This is a genomic window from Bradyrhizobium sp. Unk1, from assembly GCF_059512345.1.
Genome location: NZ_JCAMOP010000078.1, coordinates 1 through 17,309 on the forward strand (window position 1 = coordinate 1; position 17,309 = coordinate 17,309).

The 17,309-nt window shown below is 65.2% G+C and carries 17 protein-coding genes; 7 read left to right on the forward strand and 10 right to left on the reverse strand.

The window, feature by feature from the left end; all coding sequences use genetic code 11:
- Nucleotides 1–84 precede the first annotated feature (84 nt).
- From AC5ZFO_RS45225 to AC5ZFO_RS45255, 7 genes are all read right to left on the reverse strand, one after another.
- Nucleotides 85–915: an ABC transporter permease gene (locus AC5ZFO_RS45225; RefSeq protein WP_282525351.1), complete on the reverse strand. Its 831-nt coding sequence runs from the start codon at nt 913–915 to the stop codon at nt 85–87.
- Nucleotides 912–2,174, reverse strand: a complete 1,263-nt coding sequence (locus AC5ZFO_RS45230) for an ABC transporter permease (protein ID WP_282525352.1) — start codon at nt 2,172–2,174, stop codon at nt 912–914. The genes AC5ZFO_RS45225 and AC5ZFO_RS45230 overlap by 4 nt, the downstream gene beginning before the upstream one ends.
- A 34-nt stretch (nt 2,175–2,208) precedes the next feature.
- On the reverse strand, nt 2,209–3,267 hold the full coding sequence (locus AC5ZFO_RS45235; RefSeq protein ID WP_282525353.1) for an ABC transporter substrate-binding protein: 1,059 nt from the start codon (nt 3,265–3,267) through the stop codon (nt 2,209–2,211).
- A 55-nt stretch (nt 3,268–3,322) separates the two neighbouring features.
- Entirely contained in the window at nt 3,323–4,447 is a 1,125-nt protein-coding gene (locus AC5ZFO_RS45240) for an ABC transporter ATP-binding protein (RefSeq protein WP_282525354.1), read from the reverse strand.
- A 128-nt stretch (nt 4,448–4,575) separates the two neighbouring features.
- Nucleotides 4,576–6,144, reverse strand: a complete 1,569-nt coding sequence (locus AC5ZFO_RS45245; RefSeq protein WP_496123928.1) for a DUF4403 family protein — start codon at nt 6,142–6,144, stop codon at nt 4,576–4,578.
- A 137-nt stretch (nt 6,145–6,281) separates the two neighbouring features.
- On the reverse strand, nt 6,282–6,920 hold the full coding sequence (locus AC5ZFO_RS45250) for a Vgb family protein (protein ID WP_282525356.1): 639 nt from the start codon (nt 6,918–6,920) through the stop codon (nt 6,282–6,284).
- Between the two features lie 28 nt (nt 6,921–6,948).
- A complete protein-coding gene (locus AC5ZFO_RS45255) occupies nt 6,949–8,169 on the reverse strand; it encodes a helix-turn-helix domain-containing protein (protein ID WP_282525357.1) in 1,221 nt (406 codons plus the stop codon).
- Between the two features lie 150 nt (nt 8,170–8,319).
- Here AC5ZFO_RS45255 and AC5ZFO_RS45260 point away from each other — a divergent pair, with 150 nt between their 5' ends.
- Both AC5ZFO_RS45260 and AC5ZFO_RS45265 read left to right on the forward strand, forming a co-directional pair.
- On the forward strand, nt 8,320–9,114 hold the full coding sequence (locus tag AC5ZFO_RS45260) for a DUF899 domain-containing protein (protein WP_282525358.1): 795 nt from the start codon (nt 8,320–8,322) through the stop codon (nt 9,112–9,114).
- Nucleotides 9,107–9,373: a hypothetical protein gene (locus AC5ZFO_RS45265; protein WP_282525359.1), complete on the forward strand. Its 267-nt coding sequence runs from the start codon at nt 9,107–9,109 to the stop codon at nt 9,371–9,373. Before AC5ZFO_RS45260 ends, AC5ZFO_RS45265 begins: the two co-directional genes overlap by 8 nt.
- An 89-nt stretch (nt 9,374–9,462) precedes the next feature.
- On the opposite strand, the gene AC5ZFO_RS45270 is transcribed toward AC5ZFO_RS45265, so the two are convergent.
- A complete protein-coding gene (locus AC5ZFO_RS45270) occupies nt 9,463–9,882 on the reverse strand; it encodes a c-type cytochrome (protein WP_282525360.1) in 420 nt (139 codons plus the stop codon).
- 110 nt (nt 9,883–9,992) lie between these two features.
- On the reverse strand, nt 9,993–10,703 hold the full coding sequence (locus AC5ZFO_RS45275; protein ID WP_282525361.1) for a L,D-transpeptidase: 711 nt from the start codon (nt 10,701–10,703) through the stop codon (nt 9,993–9,995).
- A gap of 275 nt (nt 10,704–10,978) precedes the next feature.
- Between AC5ZFO_RS45275 and AC5ZFO_RS45280 the strand changes: the two genes are divergently transcribed.
- The 3 genes from AC5ZFO_RS45280 (at nt 10,979) to AC5ZFO_RS45290 (ending at nt 13,656) form a co-directional block, all read left to right on the forward strand.
- Nucleotides 10,979–12,031: a glycosyltransferase family 4 protein gene (locus tag AC5ZFO_RS45280; protein ID WP_282525362.1), complete on the forward strand. Its 1,053-nt coding sequence runs from the start codon at nt 10,979–10,981 to the stop codon at nt 12,029–12,031.
- 35 nt (nt 12,032–12,066) lie between these two features.
- Nucleotides 12,067–12,756 carry a class I SAM-dependent methyltransferase gene (locus AC5ZFO_RS45285; protein ID WP_282525363.1) on the forward strand — a complete coding sequence of 230 codons (690 nt, stop codon included), beginning with the start codon at nt 12,067–12,069 and terminating at the stop codon, nt 12,754–12,756.
- Nucleotides 12,757–12,996: 240 nt separating this feature from the next.
- Nucleotides 12,997–13,656: a hypothetical protein gene (locus AC5ZFO_RS45290; RefSeq protein WP_282525364.1), complete on the forward strand. Its 660-nt coding sequence runs from the start codon at nt 12,997–12,999 to the stop codon at nt 13,654–13,656.
- Between the two features lie 344 nt (nt 13,657–14,000).
- Here AC5ZFO_RS45290 and AC5ZFO_RS45295 read toward each other — a convergent pair whose 3' ends face one another.
- Entirely contained in the window at nt 14,001–15,665 is a 1,665-nt protein-coding gene (locus AC5ZFO_RS45295) for an aminotransferase class III-fold pyridoxal phosphate-dependent enzyme (RefSeq protein ID WP_282525365.1), read from the reverse strand.
- Between the two features lie 35 nt (nt 15,666–15,700).
- Here AC5ZFO_RS45295 and asd point away from each other — a divergent pair, with 35 nt between their 5' ends.
- Nucleotides 15,701–16,564 (forward strand): archaetidylserine decarboxylase, encoded by an 864-nt coding sequence (gene asd / locus AC5ZFO_RS45300; protein WP_282525366.1) that lies wholly within the window; start codon nt 15,701–15,703, stop codon nt 16,562–16,564.
- Nucleotides 16,565–16,632: 68 nt separating this feature from the next.
- Nucleotides 16,633–17,190, forward strand: coding sequence for an NUDIX hydrolase (locus AC5ZFO_RS45305; protein ID WP_282525367.1), 558 nt, complete (start codon nt 16,633–16,635; stop codon nt 17,188–17,190).
- Nucleotides 17,191–17,309 lie beyond the last annotated feature (119 nt).

The window sequence follows — 17,309 nt, forward strand, 5'->3', positions numbered from 1 at the left end:
CCAAGGCCTTCTCTCCTGACGTCTTCAGCCTCAAGAGCCGATAACGCAACAGGCCCACAAGGGGAGAAGGAAGAAAGACGCGTTTCAGGCGCTGCTGCCCTTGAGTCGTTCGTTGCGTCGGCGCAGGCCCTCCAGGGTGGCGAGGAGGATGACCGATACCGTTGTCAGAATCACCGCCGCTGCCGTGATGGTCGGACTGATGTTCTCGCGGATGCCGCTGAACATCTCGCGCGGCAGCGTGCGCTGCTCCGGGCCCGCCATGAACAGCACGATCACCACCTCGTCGAAGCTGGTCGCGAAGGCGAACAGCGCACCCGATGCCAGGCCGGGCAGGATCAGCGGCAGGATCACGCGGCGGAACGCATAAAGCGGCGAGGCGCCGAGTGAGGCGGCGGCGCGTGCCAGATTGGTGTCGAAGCTTTGCAGTGTCGCGCCGACGGTGATCACCACAAAGGGCGTCGCCAGCGCGGTGTGGGCCAGGATCAAGCCGAGATAACTGCCGGTCAGTCCGAGCGGCGCGAAGAAGAAATACAGGCCGACCGCGGTGATGACGCCGGGCACGACGACCGGCGACAGCACGAAAGCCAGCACGAGCGGTTTGAACCGGCTCTTCCACTGCGCCAGCCCCAGCGCGGCCAGCGTGCCAAGCACCATCGACAGCAGGGTCGAGGCGACGCCGATGATCATGCTGTTCTTCAGCGAATTCATCCAGCGCGGCGAATTGATGAAGTCGTCGTACCAGCGCAAGGAGAGGCCCGGCAGCGGATAGGTGAGGTACGAGCCCGAGCTGAAGGACAGCGGCATGATCGCAAGGATCGGCGCGATCAGGAAGATGAACACCAGCGTGGAGATGACGATGGTCGCGGTCCACGCGATGCGCTGGCTGGGCGTGCGGAGGGAAGAATGATCGCTCAATTCTTCATTCCTCCCGTGACCTGCTGTCCCTGCACCAGCTTGCCGTAGACGAGAGCGAGCAAAAGAGTGGCGAGCAGCAGCACCGCGCCCAACGCCGAAGCAAGGCCCCAATTGGCCGTCTCCGTCGTGTAGAGCGCGATGAAGTAGCTGATCATCTGATCGGCGGCGCCGCCGACGAGGGCCGGCGTGATGTAGTAGCCGAGCGCCAGGATGAAGACGAGCAGGCTTCCCGCGCCGATGCCGGGCAGGGTCTGAGGCAGGTAGATCCGCAGGAAGGCAGTGGTCGGTGGCGCGCCGAGCGAGGCGGCGGCACGCATGTAAGCAGGCGAGATCGCCTTCATGCTGCTGTACAGCGGCAGGATCATGAACGGCAGGAGCACGTGGGTCATGGCCACGCAGACACCGAAGCGGTTGTAGATCAGGCGCAACGGCTCGTCGATGATGCCAAGCCAGTGCAGGCTGTCGTTCACGACGCCCTTGCTCTGCAGCAAGACGATCCAGGCGCAGGTGCGGACCAGAAGCGACGTCCAGAACGGCAGCAGGACGAAGATCATCAGCAGGTTCGACCGGCCGGGCGGCAGCGCCGCCAGCAAATAGGCGACCGGGAAGCCGAGGATCAGGCAGAGTGCCGTGACGCCCAGGCTGATGATGAAGGTTCGGGTAAATACGTTGCGGTAGATCGCCTGGTCTGGTGCGGCCGCGACGATCGCACCATCGACATTCCGCGTCAGGTCGAGCGCCGCCAGCAGATAGAAGCCGGTCACCGGGCCACTGGCGTCCTTGATCGTCGTCCAGGTCGCTCGTTCGCGCCAGGCCGGGTTGATCTTTTCCAGTGTCTCCCTGGCGGTGCCGGGCTCCGGCGCCGCCTTCAGATTGCGTGAAGTGCTGGTCAGGATCGTACGAAAACCGTTCAGTGCGTAGTTGAGGCGCTTGGCCGCGACGGCGATGGTGCCGGAAGCGCGCGCCGCCAGGATGTCGCTTGCCACCGCTGCAAAGGCCTTTTCGTCCGGCAGGTCCTTGCCGTCCCAAGTGGCGAGAGCCGCGATGGTTTGAGGCAGAACCTGACGCACCTCCCTGTCATCGACGGCGCGCCACAGCATGCCGGCGATCGGGCCTGCGAAGGTGAAGAGCAGGAAGACGAGAAGCGGCAGCACCAGCGCCAATGCCTTGACCTGGCGTGTCCGCTCCGCACGCCTCAATCGGCGCTTGAGCGGCACCTCGGTCGACGCATTGGCGCCGGTCAAGAGCGCATCCGTCATTGGTCGAGCCTTGGATCGAGTCTTGCGGGGCGCGCTATTTCGCGGCCCATTTGTTGAAGCGTTCGGTCAGGCGGTCGATGTTCTCGAGCCAGAAGCCAACGTTGATCTCGACCGCGTTCTTGATGTTGTCAGGCGCTGTCGGCAGGTCCTTCAGAACGGCGGGCGCGAGCAGGGCGGCTGCGTCCTTGTTCGAGGTGCCATAGGCAATGTTCTGCGACAACTTTGACTGGTTCTCCGCCTTGCCCGCGAAGTCGAGGAACTTGTAGGCCGCGTCCTTGTTCGGGCTGCCCTTCAGGATGACCCAGCTGTCGAGGGTGAAGAGCGCTCCGTCCCATACGATGCCAAAATTCTTCTTGTCGTTCTTGTTCGCGGTGTCGATGCGGCCATTGTAGACCGAGGTCATCGCCACCTCGCCGGAGGCGAGCAATTGCGGCGGCTGGGCGCCGGCCTTCCACCAGACGATGTCGCCCTTGATGGTGTCCAGCTTCTTGAACGCGCGCTCGACGCCCTCGTCGGTCGCCAGCACCTTGTAGACGTCCTTCGGTGCGACGCCGTCGGCCATGAGGGCGATCTCCAGCGTGGTCTTCGGGCCCTGACGCAAGGCGCGCTTGCCCGGGATCTTTTTGGTGTCGAAGAAGTCGGCCCAGCCGTTCGGGGCCTGCTTCAGCTTGTCCTTGTCGTAGCCGAGAACGAAATCGTAGAGGATGGCACCGACGCCGCAGGGATTGACCGACGGCGGTATGTAGGCGGCCTCGCCGCCGATCTTGGAGTAATCCATCTTCTCGAACAGGCCTTCCTCGCAGCCGACCGCGAGTTCGTCGCTCTCGACCTGGACGAGATCCCAGCTGGTGGCACCACCCTGCACCTTGGCGCGCAACACGCCGACGCCGCCGTCCCAGGACTCGTCGTTCATCGCAACGCCGGCTGCTTTCTTGAACGGCTCGAAATAGACCTTCTTCTGGGCATCCTGATAGGCGCCGCCCCACGACACGACGGTGAGGTCACGCGCCTGCGCGACCGTGGCCAGCGCGGCGCTGGCGCTGAACGCCACGGCGAACCCCAGAGCAATCTTGCCAGTCTTGCGCTTCAGCATGGTCTTGTTCCTTCTTCATGTGCGTTGCGTTGAGGTTGATCGATGTTGGTCCGGATCAGACGGGATCGAGGGCCAGGCAGTCCTCGGGACGGAAGGTGATGAATACGCTTTCACCAGGTTTGAGGTTGCCATGTCTCTTTTCGTCATGCGCCCCCGGCTGAAGCTTGACCATGAACTCCCCATTGCCGACGACATCGAGCACGGCCAGTGCGTGGTCGCCGAGATAGATGGTGTTCTGCACCTTGGCCGGCAGTCGGTTCGGTCCCTCGCTGGAGGTGCCGTCCGGGATGATGGCGATCCGCTCCGGCCGCACCGACAGGGAGGTCGATGCGCCCGCGCCCGATACATTGACTGCCCGTGCGGTCACGGCGCCGCCACCAGCCAGCGTGACGCGGCAATAGTCCTTCTCGATCGTCTCGACGGTGCCGGCCAGCACGTTGTTCTCACCGATGAAGTGAGCGACGAAACTGTTCACCGGATGCTCATACAGCGCGTCGGGCCTGTCGATCTGCTGCACGATGCCGTCGTTGAACACGGCGATGCGATCCGACATGGTGAGCGCTTCGCTCTGATCGTGGGTGACGTAGACGACGGTGATGCCCATCGTCTCGTGCAGCTGCTTGATCTCCAGTTGCATCTGCTCCCGCAGGCGCTTGTCGAGGGCGCCCAGAGGCTCGTCCATCAGCACGAGCTGCGGATTGAAAACCAGCGCGCGGGCCAGCGCCACGCGCTGCTGCTGACCGCCGGACAGCTGCCCGGGCCGCCGGTGCGCCAGGGTTTCCATCTTGATCATGCGCAACGCCGCGCTGACGCGCTCCTGCGCCTCGGCCTTGGTCGTGTTGCGAACGGATAGCGGGAAGGCGATGTTCTCCGCGATCGTCAGGTGCGGGAACAAGGCGTAGTTCTGGAACACCATGCCGATGTCGCGCTTATGCGGCGGCACGTTCTTGATCGGCCGTTCCGCGAGGTAGATTTCGCCATGGGTCGGAACCTCGAAGCCGGCCAGCATCATCAGCGTGGTCGTCTTGCCCGAGCCCGACGGACCGAGCAGGGTGACGAACTCGCCCTTCCTGATTTCGAGATCGAGGTTCTTCACCACGAGGTGCTCGCCATCGTAGGTCTTCTGAATGCCGGAAAAGCGCACCAGCGCCGGCGCAGGCGTGACCATGCCGGCTTCCATGTTGTCCTCGCGTTGTCCCTGCAGTGCTGTCGGCACCTCGTTCGAGGTTGCGGGAAACAGCTTAGCATCCTCCGACGAGAACGCCAGCGGCGCAAGCGAGGCGCGCGGGTCCGGCGAGTGAAGACGCGCTACATCCCCGACAGCTTCGTCACGTAGACGTTCAGCGAGCCGCCGGCTTCCGCGACGATGCGCAGCGTCTTGGAATCGAAGGCGATGTCGGCGAGGGTCAGGCTGTCGATCTTGGCGTCGACCTTGAGGCCGTCCTCGCTCTTCTGGTAGTCGGCGATCGCGGCCGCGATCTTCTCGCGCGCATTGGCGGCGATCGGCTTCAGATCGAGCGTCGCTTTCTGCACCAATGCCTGCTGCATCTGCGGCACCACCGCGCGTGCGGCCGCGCCGAGCAGGCCGAAGGCGGCCTCGGACTCCACCGCGAGCTGGATGTCGGCGAGCCGCAGCGTCTGCTGCGCCTGGTCGAGCATCGGCCGGCCCCAGATGTGCACGGTCGCTTCGGCGCCGAGACCGAGCCAGCTCTTCTTCTCCTTGGCACGCACCAGCAGCGAGATCAGGAGACGATCGCCCGACGGGACCACGTTGACGCTTTTCACGGTGACGTCGACCGGGCCGGAGCCGTCCTCGGGATAGGTGTGGCCGACCATCTGCGCCGCGATCAGCTTGTTGATCTCGGTGAAGGGCACGTCGATCGGCACGCCGATGTTCACGCCGGTGCCGGTCGGCGGCACGATCGAGATCTTGTCGGGGAAGGGACAGTCCGGCTTGGTCGACGTCGAGGTCACGCGCGTCTCCAGCTCGAGGCCGAGCAGCAACGTCACGTTCTGCGCGTCGACGCGCGGCTGCGCCGCGATGGCACGGGTCGGTTTCATCTCGAGCCAGAGCGGCGGCAGCGCGCCCGAGGAACCCGAGCCCTGCAGCGGGATCGAGCGGCAGGCCTTGGCCCATTGCAGCTTCGCATTCTCGCGCAGCGATGGATCGTTGCGGATGCGCTCGGAGACGATGTTGATCTGCTCGCCGACATTCTTGTCGATCAGCGGCTTCACCTGCGCCGGCACGTTGACCTTGGCGCCGGAGACATTGAGGTTGGTGTCGCCGAGATTGACCTGGGCGCCGAGATTGGGCTCGAGATGCCAGTTGGCCGCGAGCTTCGGGCGCGAGGTGACGACCACGTTGCCCTTGATCTCGGCGCTGGCGTTCAAATTCTTGATGTTGACCGCGCCGATCCGTTTCGCTGCGTCGCCGCCGAGCACGCTGCCGAGCGCGTCGCCGAGCGCGCCGGTGGCTTTCGACGACAGCGAGCCCGTCACGTTGAGCTTGCCATTGAGCGGCGTCGAGATCGTCAGCACGTCCTTGTCGCCGGTAGCCGCCATCGGCCCGCGCACGGCGGACCAGCCGATGTCGGCATTCTCCAGGATCTGCGAGATTGGATTATCGGCCTTGCCGGCGAAATTGCGCGGCGCGGCCTTCTCGGCCTGTTCGCGGATCGCCGATAGCGCGATCGCAACCGGCGCCACCACGATCGAGCTCTTCGCGACCGGCGGCAGCGGTGGCAATTGCACGACCGGCGGCGCAGTCGTCGTCGCGCGCGGTGACAGCCAGTCCATCGCCTTCAGGCTGACGAAAAACGACGCCGCGAGCACCGCCACGGCGATCAAGACAGTCTTCAAGTTCAGCGTCAGTCGCATCAATCCCCCAAGCCACCCAGGGCCGGAAGTCTACAGGGCAGGCGAGGGGGGCGCTAGAGCGCACCGGTGGGGTGGAATTGGGGCGAACAGATTAACGGTTGCGGCAGCATCGGTGCCGCGCATCCGTCATCGCGCACCTAGCCGCGCCTCGGGCGGCGAACCGCCCTCACATTGCCGCGATCGCCGCCGCCGCAGAAGAAGCGGTCGCCGCCGTCGGACTCCAATCCTGAAACCATCGTCCCGGCGGGCAGGTCGAGCTGCTCCAGCACCTTGCCGGTCTCAGGATCGATCCGGCGCAAATCACTTTCCTCGCCCTCCCAGGTGCCATGCCAGAGCTCGCCGTCGACCCAGGTGACGCCGGTCACGAAGCGCTTGCTTTCGATGGTGCGGAGGATCTTCCCCGTTTCCGGATCGACCTGATGGATCTTGCGCTCGCGATACTGGCCGACCCACAGCGAGCCCTCCGCCCAGGCCAATCCGGAATCGCCGCCGCCGCCCGGAGCCGGAATCGTGCTGATCACCTTGCCGGTGGCGGCGTCGATCTTCTGGATGCGATCCTCGGCGATCTGGAACAGGTGCCGGCCGTCGAACGCCGTCCCCGCATGCGCGGAGACATCGATCGAGCGTGCGATCTTGCCGTTGGCCGGATCGACCGCATTCAGCTTGTCGCCGGATGCGAACCAGACATGGGTGCCGTCATAGGTGACGCCATGCACGGCCTCGACACCTGCAAAAGGTCCGTATTCCCTGACGATCTCGGCGGCGGAACGCTTCATGTGCTTGATCCCTGTGATGCGATCCATCCTACCCCCTCAGGAGCGGTCCGGGGAGTAACAAGCCTGTCGGGAAACCCGGGACGGGCGGGGTCATCCAGCGCCGTGCCCGGCCGTGTCCGAACGATTGCACCTTGTTCGACCGCGCCAGCTCTTCGAGGGCCCGCTGCAAGGTGCGGGCGCTCGTCCCCAGTGCCAGCGCGAGCGCCGAGCTCGACCAGGGCTCGCCGTCGTTGAGGAAGGCGAGCACCGCGGCGTGCTTCTCCTCGACGGGACGTGCGAGCACGAGGACGTCGCGCGTCTTCCGCGGCGACAGCACAAAACCCTGCTTCGTTGCGCTGATGTCGGCCAGCGGCCTGAGCTGGGTGCGGAGCCGCCCGATCTCCACGCGCAACCGCGCGCGATGCGATTCGTCGGCGTGCTTCGCCCGGAACGCGCCTGATATCAGCGCCTCTCGCGAGACGTCCGCGGGCCATGCCTGCGCCAGAAGGCGGGCGAGCGCGAACAGCACCGGCCGCGTTCCGAGCGATACGATGCGGCCTTGCCTGCGCAGGGCATGATGAAAGGTGTCCACGACGAGCGCCGTCGAGGTCGCCAGCCTCTCGACCTCCCCGAGCAACAACGGGTGTTCGCTGCCGCGCGCGATCAGGCGCGCCGCCGGCGTGTCGAGGATGAGGTTCGCGCTGTCGACCTCGGCCACCAGCGCCGGGATCTTCGCCTGCCGCGCTGCGAGAGCCGCGCGGTTGAGCGCCGCGCGCGCATCTTTCGCTCTCAATCGTCTGATGGCGATACCGGCGACCACGAGCTCGCGGACGACTTGCGAGGCAGGCGGGAGCGGGGAGGGGATGAGTTCGGTGAGCGTGCGCTCGGCTTCGTCGAGCTGCCCGACGAGGAGGAGGCGGCGCGCCTCGATGTGGCCCGCATGGGCTGCATTGGCGAGATCGCCGTGCTGTTCGAGCGTCGCGCGGGCCGCCGCGAGCGTTTTCACCGGCCAGCTCAGGTCGCGCGAGACGAGCGCGATCTCCGCTTCGGCCACCACGCATCTCGCGCGCGCCACCGCCTCTCTTGGACCGAACGCGCGCGCGGCGCTCCGCAGCAGCGTCTTCGCTTTCGCGAGATCGCCGAGTTGCGCCATCGCGATGCCGCGCAGCGCCAGCGACGGCGCATCGTTGCGCAGCGCAACGCGGTTCAACGCGCCGAGCGGATCGCCGGCCTCCAACGCGCGCGCGGCGGCCGTGATCAGCGACTCCATTCAAATCCCGCCACACTTGTTACTCCCACCGCGCAACCGCTTGGTGCCAGAAATCGTTGACGACCGACAATGTGCGGTGAGGGTCGAGCGGTTCCGCGTCTGTCGTAGCGCGACGCGGAATGACCGCCCGGACAAGAGGAATGGAGAGCCATGATGACATCAGCAGACAACGCAGGAACTAACGGACAGGCCGCCATGCAAACACCGCCGGTGGTGTCGCCGCAGGACTGGGAGGCCGCCCGTCAGCAACTGCTCGTGAAGGAAAAGGCGCATACCCGTGCCCGCGACGCCCTCGCCGCCGAGCGCCGGCGCATGCCGTGGATGGACGTCACCAAAACCTATGCGTTCGAGGGGCCCGGCGGCAAGATCAGTCTGGTGGATCTGTTCCAGGGCCGGCGGCAGCTGGTCGTCTACCGGGCCTTCTTCGAGCCGGGCGTGTTCGGCTGGCCCGATCATGCCTGCCGTGGCTGCTCGATGGTGGCCGACCAGGTCGCCCATGTCTCGCACCTGAACGCCCGCGACACCACGCTCGTGTTCGCCTCGCGCGCGCCGCAGGCCGACATCATCAGGCTGAAGCAGCGGATGGGCTGGACCATGCCCTGGGTCACCGTCACCGACAGTTTCGACGCCGATTTCGGCGTGGACGAATGGCACGGCACCAACGTGTTCTACCGCGACGGCGACCGCATCTTCCGCACCTACTTCGTCAAGAGCCGCGGCGACGAGCAGATGGGCGGCACCTGGAACTATCTCGACATCACGCCCCTCGGCCGGCAGGAGGTCTGGGAGGACTCGCCAAAGGGCTATCCGCAGACGCCGACCTACAAATGGTGGAACTGGCACGACAGCTACACGGACGGCGCTGCGCCCGACAAGAAATGGGTGGAGATCTCGACAGCCGGCGAGAAGGCTTTTCGCGAGGAGGCCGCGGAAGGCCGTGACTAGTCCCGCCAACGTGGCCACCGGCGCGAGAGGCGATGGCGTGGTGGCCGCACGCCACCTCGCCAGATGGCTGGCTCTGGCGGCGACGCCGACCTTCGCGATCATGGCCGTGCTGACGGCCGTGCCCGGCGGCGGCCCGGCGGACATGCTGTGTGCCGCCGGGCACGGGGCGGTGCTCGGCGGGATGGTGCCGATGTATCTGCTGATGAGCGCGTTTCATTCAGCGGCGTGGCTGAGGCTGATCGCGGAGCGGCGGCGGTAAAGTGTTTCCGCCGGTGTAAACGCCTCGTCCTTCGAGACGCCGCGTTCCGCGGCTCCGCAGGATGAGGCTTACGATAAATCTCTGTCCTGCTACTGCCCGCCCGCCGCCTGCAGATAAGCAACCACCTTGGCCGCGTCCTCCGCGGAGACGCCGCCATATGGCTGCATCTTGTTGCCGGACACGACCTCATCCGGCTTGACCATGAAGCGGGTCAGCTTGTCCGGATCCCAGACGAAGCCGGCGTCCTTCATCGACGGAGAGTAGTTGTAGTTCGGCAGCGAGCCGGCCTTGCGTCCCACGATCTTGCTGAGATTGGGACCGAGGCGATTGTCGCCGTCCTTTACGGAGTGGCAGGTGCGACAGGAATTGTTGAAAGCCTGCTGAGCCGCCTCGTCGCTCGCCGGCTGCTGGGCGAGCGAAGGGGGCGCAGACAGGAGCAGCGTCAATGCGCCGGCAGTTGCGATCGGGCGCAGCCATGTGCCTGGCGACATTTGCAGGCGTGATCGCATCTGCGCCTCCGAACTGTGCTTCTCCAAGCGAGGTCGTCCGGAGAGCATGATGCCAACGAAAACGGCCCCGGTGGGTTCCGGGGCCGTTTGCGTCACAATGTCCTGCCGCGTTAGCGCGTCGCGGCGCCGAGGTCCGCGCGGCGTTCCGTCATCGGCAGCACGATCACCTTGGTGCCGACGTTGACGCGGGAGTAGAGGTCGGTGACGTCGTTGTTGGTCAGGCGGATGCAGCCGGACGAGACGTGCTTGCCGATCGTGTCGGGCGCGTTGGTGCCGTGGATGCGGTAGATGGTGCCGCCGAGATACATGGCGCGCGCGCCGAGCGGGTTGCCGGGGCCGCCGGCCATGTGGCGCGGCAGATAGGGCTGGCGGGCGATCATTTCCGGCGGCGGGGTCCAATCCGGCCACTCGGCCTTCTTGGTCACTGACTGCACGCCGGACCAGGTGAAGCCGTCGCGGCCGACGCCGATGCCGTAGCGAACGGCCTGGCCGTTGCCGAGCACGTAATAGAGATAGGTGTTGGGCGTATCGATGATGATGGTGCCCGGCGCCTCGCGCGTCGCGTAGGAAACCGTCTGGCGGCGGAAGCGGGCCGGCATCTCGACCGCGTCCTGATCCTCGGACGGCGCGACCTGGTAAGGCGTCGCCTGATAGGGCTGCTGGTAGGGCTGCGGCGCGGCCATCGGCGGCAGCGGCTGGAAGAAGGGGAAGAGTTGCACGGGCGCAGCCTTCGCCGGACCGGCAAATGCGATTGCGGAGATCGCGACGGCGCTGAGCGCAACGGCGCGCGAATACGTCTTGAACGTGTCCAGATTGATCATTGATCGCCCCTGTTTGATCGGTGTTTCTTGACCACCGCGGCACCGTTGCGGTGCTCCGTTGCCCAGATCACTAACGGCAAAACGTTTCGGGAGCTTTGCGCGGAAAATCGAAAACGGTTTCATGGCGGAAAGGATTTGTTTCATGACGGTTTCGTGGCGGCGCGGACCCGTTAACCAACAAAACAGCGGGCCGACACTTCTGTGACGTCACACGCCTGAAATATCCGTGGTTGATGGTCCTAAGCCGAGAATCATCAAACTCTCGGGATTTCCCCATGCGGGTATTAATCGCGACTGACGCCTGGCATCCGCAGGTTAACGGTGTGGTCCGGACGCTGACCTCGTTGGCGAACGCGGCCAAGGCGCTCGACGTCGAGATCGACTTCCTCACCCCGGACGGCTTTCGGTCCTGGCCGCTGCCGACCTATCCGGGCCTGCGCATCGCGCTGCCGAGCGGAAAGGAGATCGCGCGGCGGATCGAGAAGGCGGCGCCGGAAGCGTTGCACATCGCGACCGAGGGGCCGATCGGCTGGGCCGCGCGGGCCTATTGCCGCCGCAACCGCCTTGCCTTCACCACCTCCTACACGACGCGCTTTCCCGAATACGTCTCGGTGCGGACCGGTATCCCCGATGCCGTCGGCTATGCCGTGCTCCGCCACTTCCACGATGCCGCCGCGATGACCATGGTGGCGACGCCTTCGCTGCGGCAGGAGCTTTCCGAGCGCGGCTTCAAGCGGCTCGGCTTCTGGACGCGCGGCGTCAATACCGAGCTGTTCCATCCCGACACCCCGGCCAAGCTCGATTTGCCGGGCCCGATCTTCATGACCATGGGCCGCGTCGCGGTGGAGAAGAATCTCGAAGCGTTCCTCTCGCTCGATTTGCCCGGCACCAAGGTCGTCGTCGGCGACGGTCCGCAGAAGGCGGCGCTCGAGAAGAAATATCCGGACGTGGTCTTCCTCGGCGAGAAGAAGGGCGCGGACCTCACCGCGCATCTCGCCGCGGCCGATGTCTTCGTCTTCCCCAGTCTCACCGACACATTCGGTGTGGTGCAGCTCGAGGCGCTCGCCTGCGGCACGCCGGTGGCGGCGTTTCCGGTAACGGGTCCCAAGGACGTCATCGCCGATCATCCGATCGGCGCGATCGACCATGATCTGCGTACCGCGTGCCTCCGCGCGCTCACCATGTCGCGCGAGACCTGCCGTAACTTCGCGCTCGAGCGCTCCTGGGAAAACAGCGCGCGTCAGTTCGTCGGAAATCTCACCTCACTTCAGCCCAGCCGCATCCTGCGCGCCTCGCCGGTCATGGCGCGGCGGCCGGTGCGCGGTTGATCTGCAACGTTTGACCCACAGCGAGAACCTCATCGATGGCTAAGATCATGAACCTTGACGGCACCCAGCAGCTCGACCTCACGCGTGGCACGGTTGAGCAGGCCTATGACCGCTGGGCGCCCGTCTACGATCTCGTGTTCGGCGGCGTATTCGCCAAGGGCCGGCAGGCCGCGATCGCGGCCACCAACAAGATCGGCGGCCGTGTGCTCGAAGTCGGCGTCGGCACTGGCATCTCGTTGCCGCTCTACGCGCCGCATCTGCGCATCTTCGGCACCGACATTTCGGAAGCGATGCTCGACAAGGCGCGCCAGCGCGTCACCGAGGGCAATCTGAAGAATGTCGAGGGCCTCGCGGTGATGGACGCCGAGAAGCTCGAATTCCCCGACAATTCCTTCGACGTGGTGATGGCGCAATATGTCGTCACCGCCGTGCCGAACCCGGAAGTGGCGCTCGACGAATTCGCCCGCGTGCTGCGCCCGGGCGGCGAGCTGATCATCCTGACCCGCGTCAGCGCCGACACCGGCATGCGCCGCTTCATCGAGCAGAGGCTCCAGCCGGTGGTGCGTCCGCTCGGCTTCCGCACCGCCGAGTTCGCCTGGTCGCGTTATGCGAAGTGGCTCTCCGGTGCCAAGGGCATCGAGCTCGCCGAGCGCCGCCTGATTCCGCCGCTCGGCCATTTCTCGCTGGTGCGCTTCCGCAAGGTCGACGTCGCCAAGGCGGCTTGAGCTGCTGCTCCTCATGGTGAGGAGGCGCGGTAAGCGCCGTCTCGAACCACGAAGGCCCGTGCTGATGCACCTCGGCCTTCATCCTTCGAGACGCGCGTTCCGCGCTCCTCAGGATGAGGAGAGAGAGTAACCCGTGCGTCATCGCGCCGCTGCACATCGTCACATGACAAAATGATGATGTCACATGGCGTACATCGAATCCCTGTAAATCCTGAACCCGAAAGCATTTTGGGGGAGAGCATGATCAAGAATTATCTCGAGCAGCTGCGGATCCAGCGCTGGGACGACCATCGCTACTATCACCACAGCCGCATCAATCAGAGCCTGCACTTCGTCAGCGCGCTGAGCTTTCTCTTTGCCTATGTCTGGCTGTTCATCGATCCCATGCTCTCGGCGCTGGTCGGCTGGCTGGTCTCGATGACCTCGCGCCAGGCCGGTCACTTCTTCTTCGAGCCGCACGATTACGACCACATCAACCAGGCGACGCACGAGTACAAGGAAGACATCAAGGTCGGCTACAACCTTCAGCGCAAGGTGGTGCTGATGGCGATCTGGGCGCTGTCGCCGCTGGTGCTGGTTGTCGATCCGACGCTGTTCGGCCTGTTCACGCCCTGGGCGAGCGCGACCGATTTCATGCGGCAGGTCGCGAAAATCTGGCTGGTGATCGGCGGTGGCGGTCTGTTGTTCCGTACCGTGCACCTGTTCTTCATCCGCGACGTCGAGACCGGCCTCGTCTGGATGACCAAGATCCTGACCGACCCCTTCCACGACCTGATGCTCTATCGCAGCGCGCCGCTCGCTTTGATGCGCGGCGAGCTGATGGACCCCGGCCTGCATCTCAACCCCGAGCACACGCTGGGCCTCATCTCCGAGCCCACGCTCGAAGAGCAGCACGCCTGAGCGCGCCGCGCACACAAAGCACTCCGATGTCAGTTTGCTACGTCATGCCCGGCCTCGTGCCGGGCATCCACGTCTTGGGGGCTCTTTCGCCTCCCCCCGCGTGCGGGGAGAGGCCGAATTTGCGCGCAGCGCGAATTCGGGTGAGGGGGGCTCTCCGCGGGGGCGTTGCTAGCGGGGTGTCCACCAACTTTCACCGCACTCGCGGAGAATCCCCCTCACCCCGGCCCTCTCAGCGCGAGCGTAGCTCGTCGCGGCCCCGCATCCGCCTTCGCCAAGGCTTCGGCGGACAAGGGCGGGGCGAGGGAGAAGAGCGGGCGGTGACCGGGGCTGAGTGTGAGAAGACCTCAGCGCCCAAAACGCTTGGCCAGCATCTCTTTCAAAATCTGCCGCTTGATGTTCTTGTTGGTGAGCACGCCGTCGTGCCACCAGAACCCGTCGGCTTTCATCTTCTCGGCCGCCCGGACGAAGCGCTCGGCGACTTCGGTGAAATCGGCGTCGGTGTAGTTCAGGCTGAAGATCAGCCGGCCGGTGCCGACCCAGCTCAGCGACAGGCCTTCGGCGCGCAGGTAATATTGCAGCATCCAGTTGTAACGGGACGGGGTGGTGTATTTCACCGTCCAGATCGACGAGAAGTTGGCGAACCGCACCGGGAGGTCGGCGTCCGTCATCATCTGGTTGAGCTTTTGCGCGCGGCCGTTCCAGGTCGCGTCCAGGCCGTCATAGATGGCGCGGAAGTTCGGGCTGGCGAGCCGGCTCAAGAACTCGTCCATCGCCGTCATGACGTAGGGATGCGAGTTGAAGGTGCCGCGGGCGAAGCAGATGTCGGCGGGACGATCGTCGCGGAAGCGGCGCATCAATTCCTTCTTGCCGCAGACGACGCCGACCGGCAGGCCGCCGGCAAGGCTCTTGCCGTAGGTCACCATGTCGGCCTTGACGCCAAAGTACTCCTGGGCGCCGCCGGCGGCGAGACGGAAGCCGACGAAGACCTCGTCGAAGATCAGCGCGATGCCGCGCTCGGTGCAGACTTCGCGCAGCTTCTTGAGCCACTCGGTATACGCCGCGCGGTCAAAGTTGCCGCCGCGGGAGGAATCGACCAGCGAGGAATCGCCGGGCGCGTTGCCGTTCGGATGCAGGCCCTGCAACGGATTGACCAGCACGCAGGCGATGTCCTTGCGCGTGCGCAGCACGTGCAGCGTCTTCTCCGACATCTCGGCGAGGGTGTAGGTCTCGTGCGCGGGAATCGGATTGCCGACGCCGGGCTGCACGTCGCCCCACCAGCCGTGATAAGCGCCGGCGAAACGAACCAGATGCGTGCGCTTGGTGTGGTAGCGCGCCAGCCGCACCGCCTGCATCACGGCTTCGGTGCCGGACATGTGGAACGAGACCTCGTCGAGGCCCGAGATCTGGCAGAGCCGCTGCACGTTCTCAAGGATGACGGGGTGGTAGGGCCCGAGCACCGGGCCGAGCGCGTGCGCGCGCTTCTCCGAGCCCTCGATGCACTCCTTGTAGAAGTCGTTGCCGAAGATGTTGACGCCGTAGGACCCGGTGAGGTCGTAGGAGGTGTTGCCGTCGACATCCGTGACGGTGACGCCGCTGGACGATTCCATGAAGGTCGAGGTGCCCAGATGCTCGCGGACGAGGCGCGAGAACTGGAACGGCACGCGGTAGGTTTCGGTGAAGTGCAGGTCGGAGATCTTTTCCGCCGCTTCCTTCGTCATCGCGCGGCCTTTGGGGAAGCGCTCGGCGTAAAGGCGGGCGAGGCGGAAGAAGGCGTCCTTGCGCTGAGCCACGATGTTCGCGGGCGCGCCGTCGCAGCCGAAGTATTGATCACCCTCGAACTCGTAGAACGGGAGCAGCTTTGCCACCCGGCGCGACATCTTGGAGTGTCCGGCGAGCGACCGGTGTTTGGCGCGGGACAGTTCGACCCGCGCCTTGAGCTTCGGGAAGACGGCGGCAGCGGACGCTGCGGCGGCCACGGAAAATGAGAGAATCGGGAGTGTCGTTTCCATGACAACAAGCGCTAATACTGCGAGCTGACAGATTCATGACAGTCAAAGCCCTCATCGCCTCTTTCACCCAGCAGGAAGACCTCAACTTCCTGTTGACCAACCGCATCCCCCGGGCGGCCCTGACCCGCTTCATGGGCTGGTTTTCCAAGATCGAAAACCCGCTCGTCAGGGACTTCTCGATCGCGCTGTGGAAGCTGTTCTCCGACCTCGATCTGTCGGAGGCACGCAAGACCCACTTCAAGAGCCTGCACGATTGTTTCACCCGGGAGCTCAAGCCGGGGCTGCGCCCCTTTGATCCCGACCCTTCCATTGTCGCCAGCCCCTCGGACGGCATCGTCGGCGCCCATGGCCGGATCGCCGACACCGAGCTGTTCCAGGTCAAGGGCGCGCCCTATTCGCTGCTCGACCTGCTCGGTGATTCCGCGCTCGTCGACCAGCACCGCAACGGCAGCTTCGTCACGCTGCGGCTGACGTCGAGCATGTATCACCGCTTCCATGCGCCCCATGACGCACACATCGAACGCGTCACGCTGATCCATGGCGACGTCTGGAACGTCAACCCGATCGCGCTGAAGCGGGTCGAGCGCCTGTTCTGCAAGAACGAGCGCGCGGTGATCCGCACGCGTTTGTCGACGGGCGAGGCCGTGACGCTGGTGCCGGTCGCCGCGATCCTGGTCGCGAGCATCCGCCTGCACTTCCTCGACATGGTGCTGAACGCGCAGACCCGCGGCCCGGTCAATTTCCCCTGCGACGTCAACGTGACCAAGGGCGAGGAGCTCGGCTGGTTCGAGCACGGCTCCACCATCATCATCCTGGCGCCCGGCGATTTCAACTTCTGCGACGGCATCGGCGAGGGCACCCGCATTCGTGCAGGTCAAGCGCTGTTGAAGAAAAACTAGCCTTCAATCCGCCGCGTCGGCAGCCTATATCGTCCGCGGGGACGATTGGATCGACGCGGAATTTTGTGATGGCGCGAGCGCCGGTGATGGCGGCGGGTGGTATCGTGCTGCGGCGTGGCGCGCCGCCGCTGGTTGCGGTCGTGCGCCAGCGCAAGCGCAACGAATGGGTTTTGCCCAAGGGCAAGCTCGACGACGGCGAGACGCCCAAAGAAGCCGCGCACCGCGAGGTGTTGGAAGAGACCGGCCACGATGTGGCCTTCCACGAGTTCCTCGGCACGCTCGTCTACCAGTCGGGAGGGCGCTCCAAGGTCGTGCATTTCTGGCGCATGGAGGCCGAGGGCGGTCCCGTTCGCAAGCTGATGAACGACATCAAGGCGGTCGACTGGCTGACGCTGGAAGATGCACTCGCGCGCCTGTCGCGCGAATATGAGCGCGCGTTCCTGGTGCAGGTCGGTCCGATCGCGCTTGCAGCGGCAGGACTGGCGCCTGTGCCAGTGCCCGAGCCGGCGACCGATGACATCGATACAGCCTTGCAGACGCTGACGCCCGCCGAAGCCGCGTCAGTTGGCGAACTGCCTCATGGGCTGTTGCAGAAGGTGAAGGCCTGGCTGCGCGGCGAAGCGTGAGTTGTCCGGCGAAGGAATTATAGGGCGGCGTTGACGGTGCATCCCTCTCCCCTTGTGGGCCTGTTGCGTAATTCGTCAATTGTGATTCCCTCGGGCAAAGCCTTGGAGGGTAGCGATGG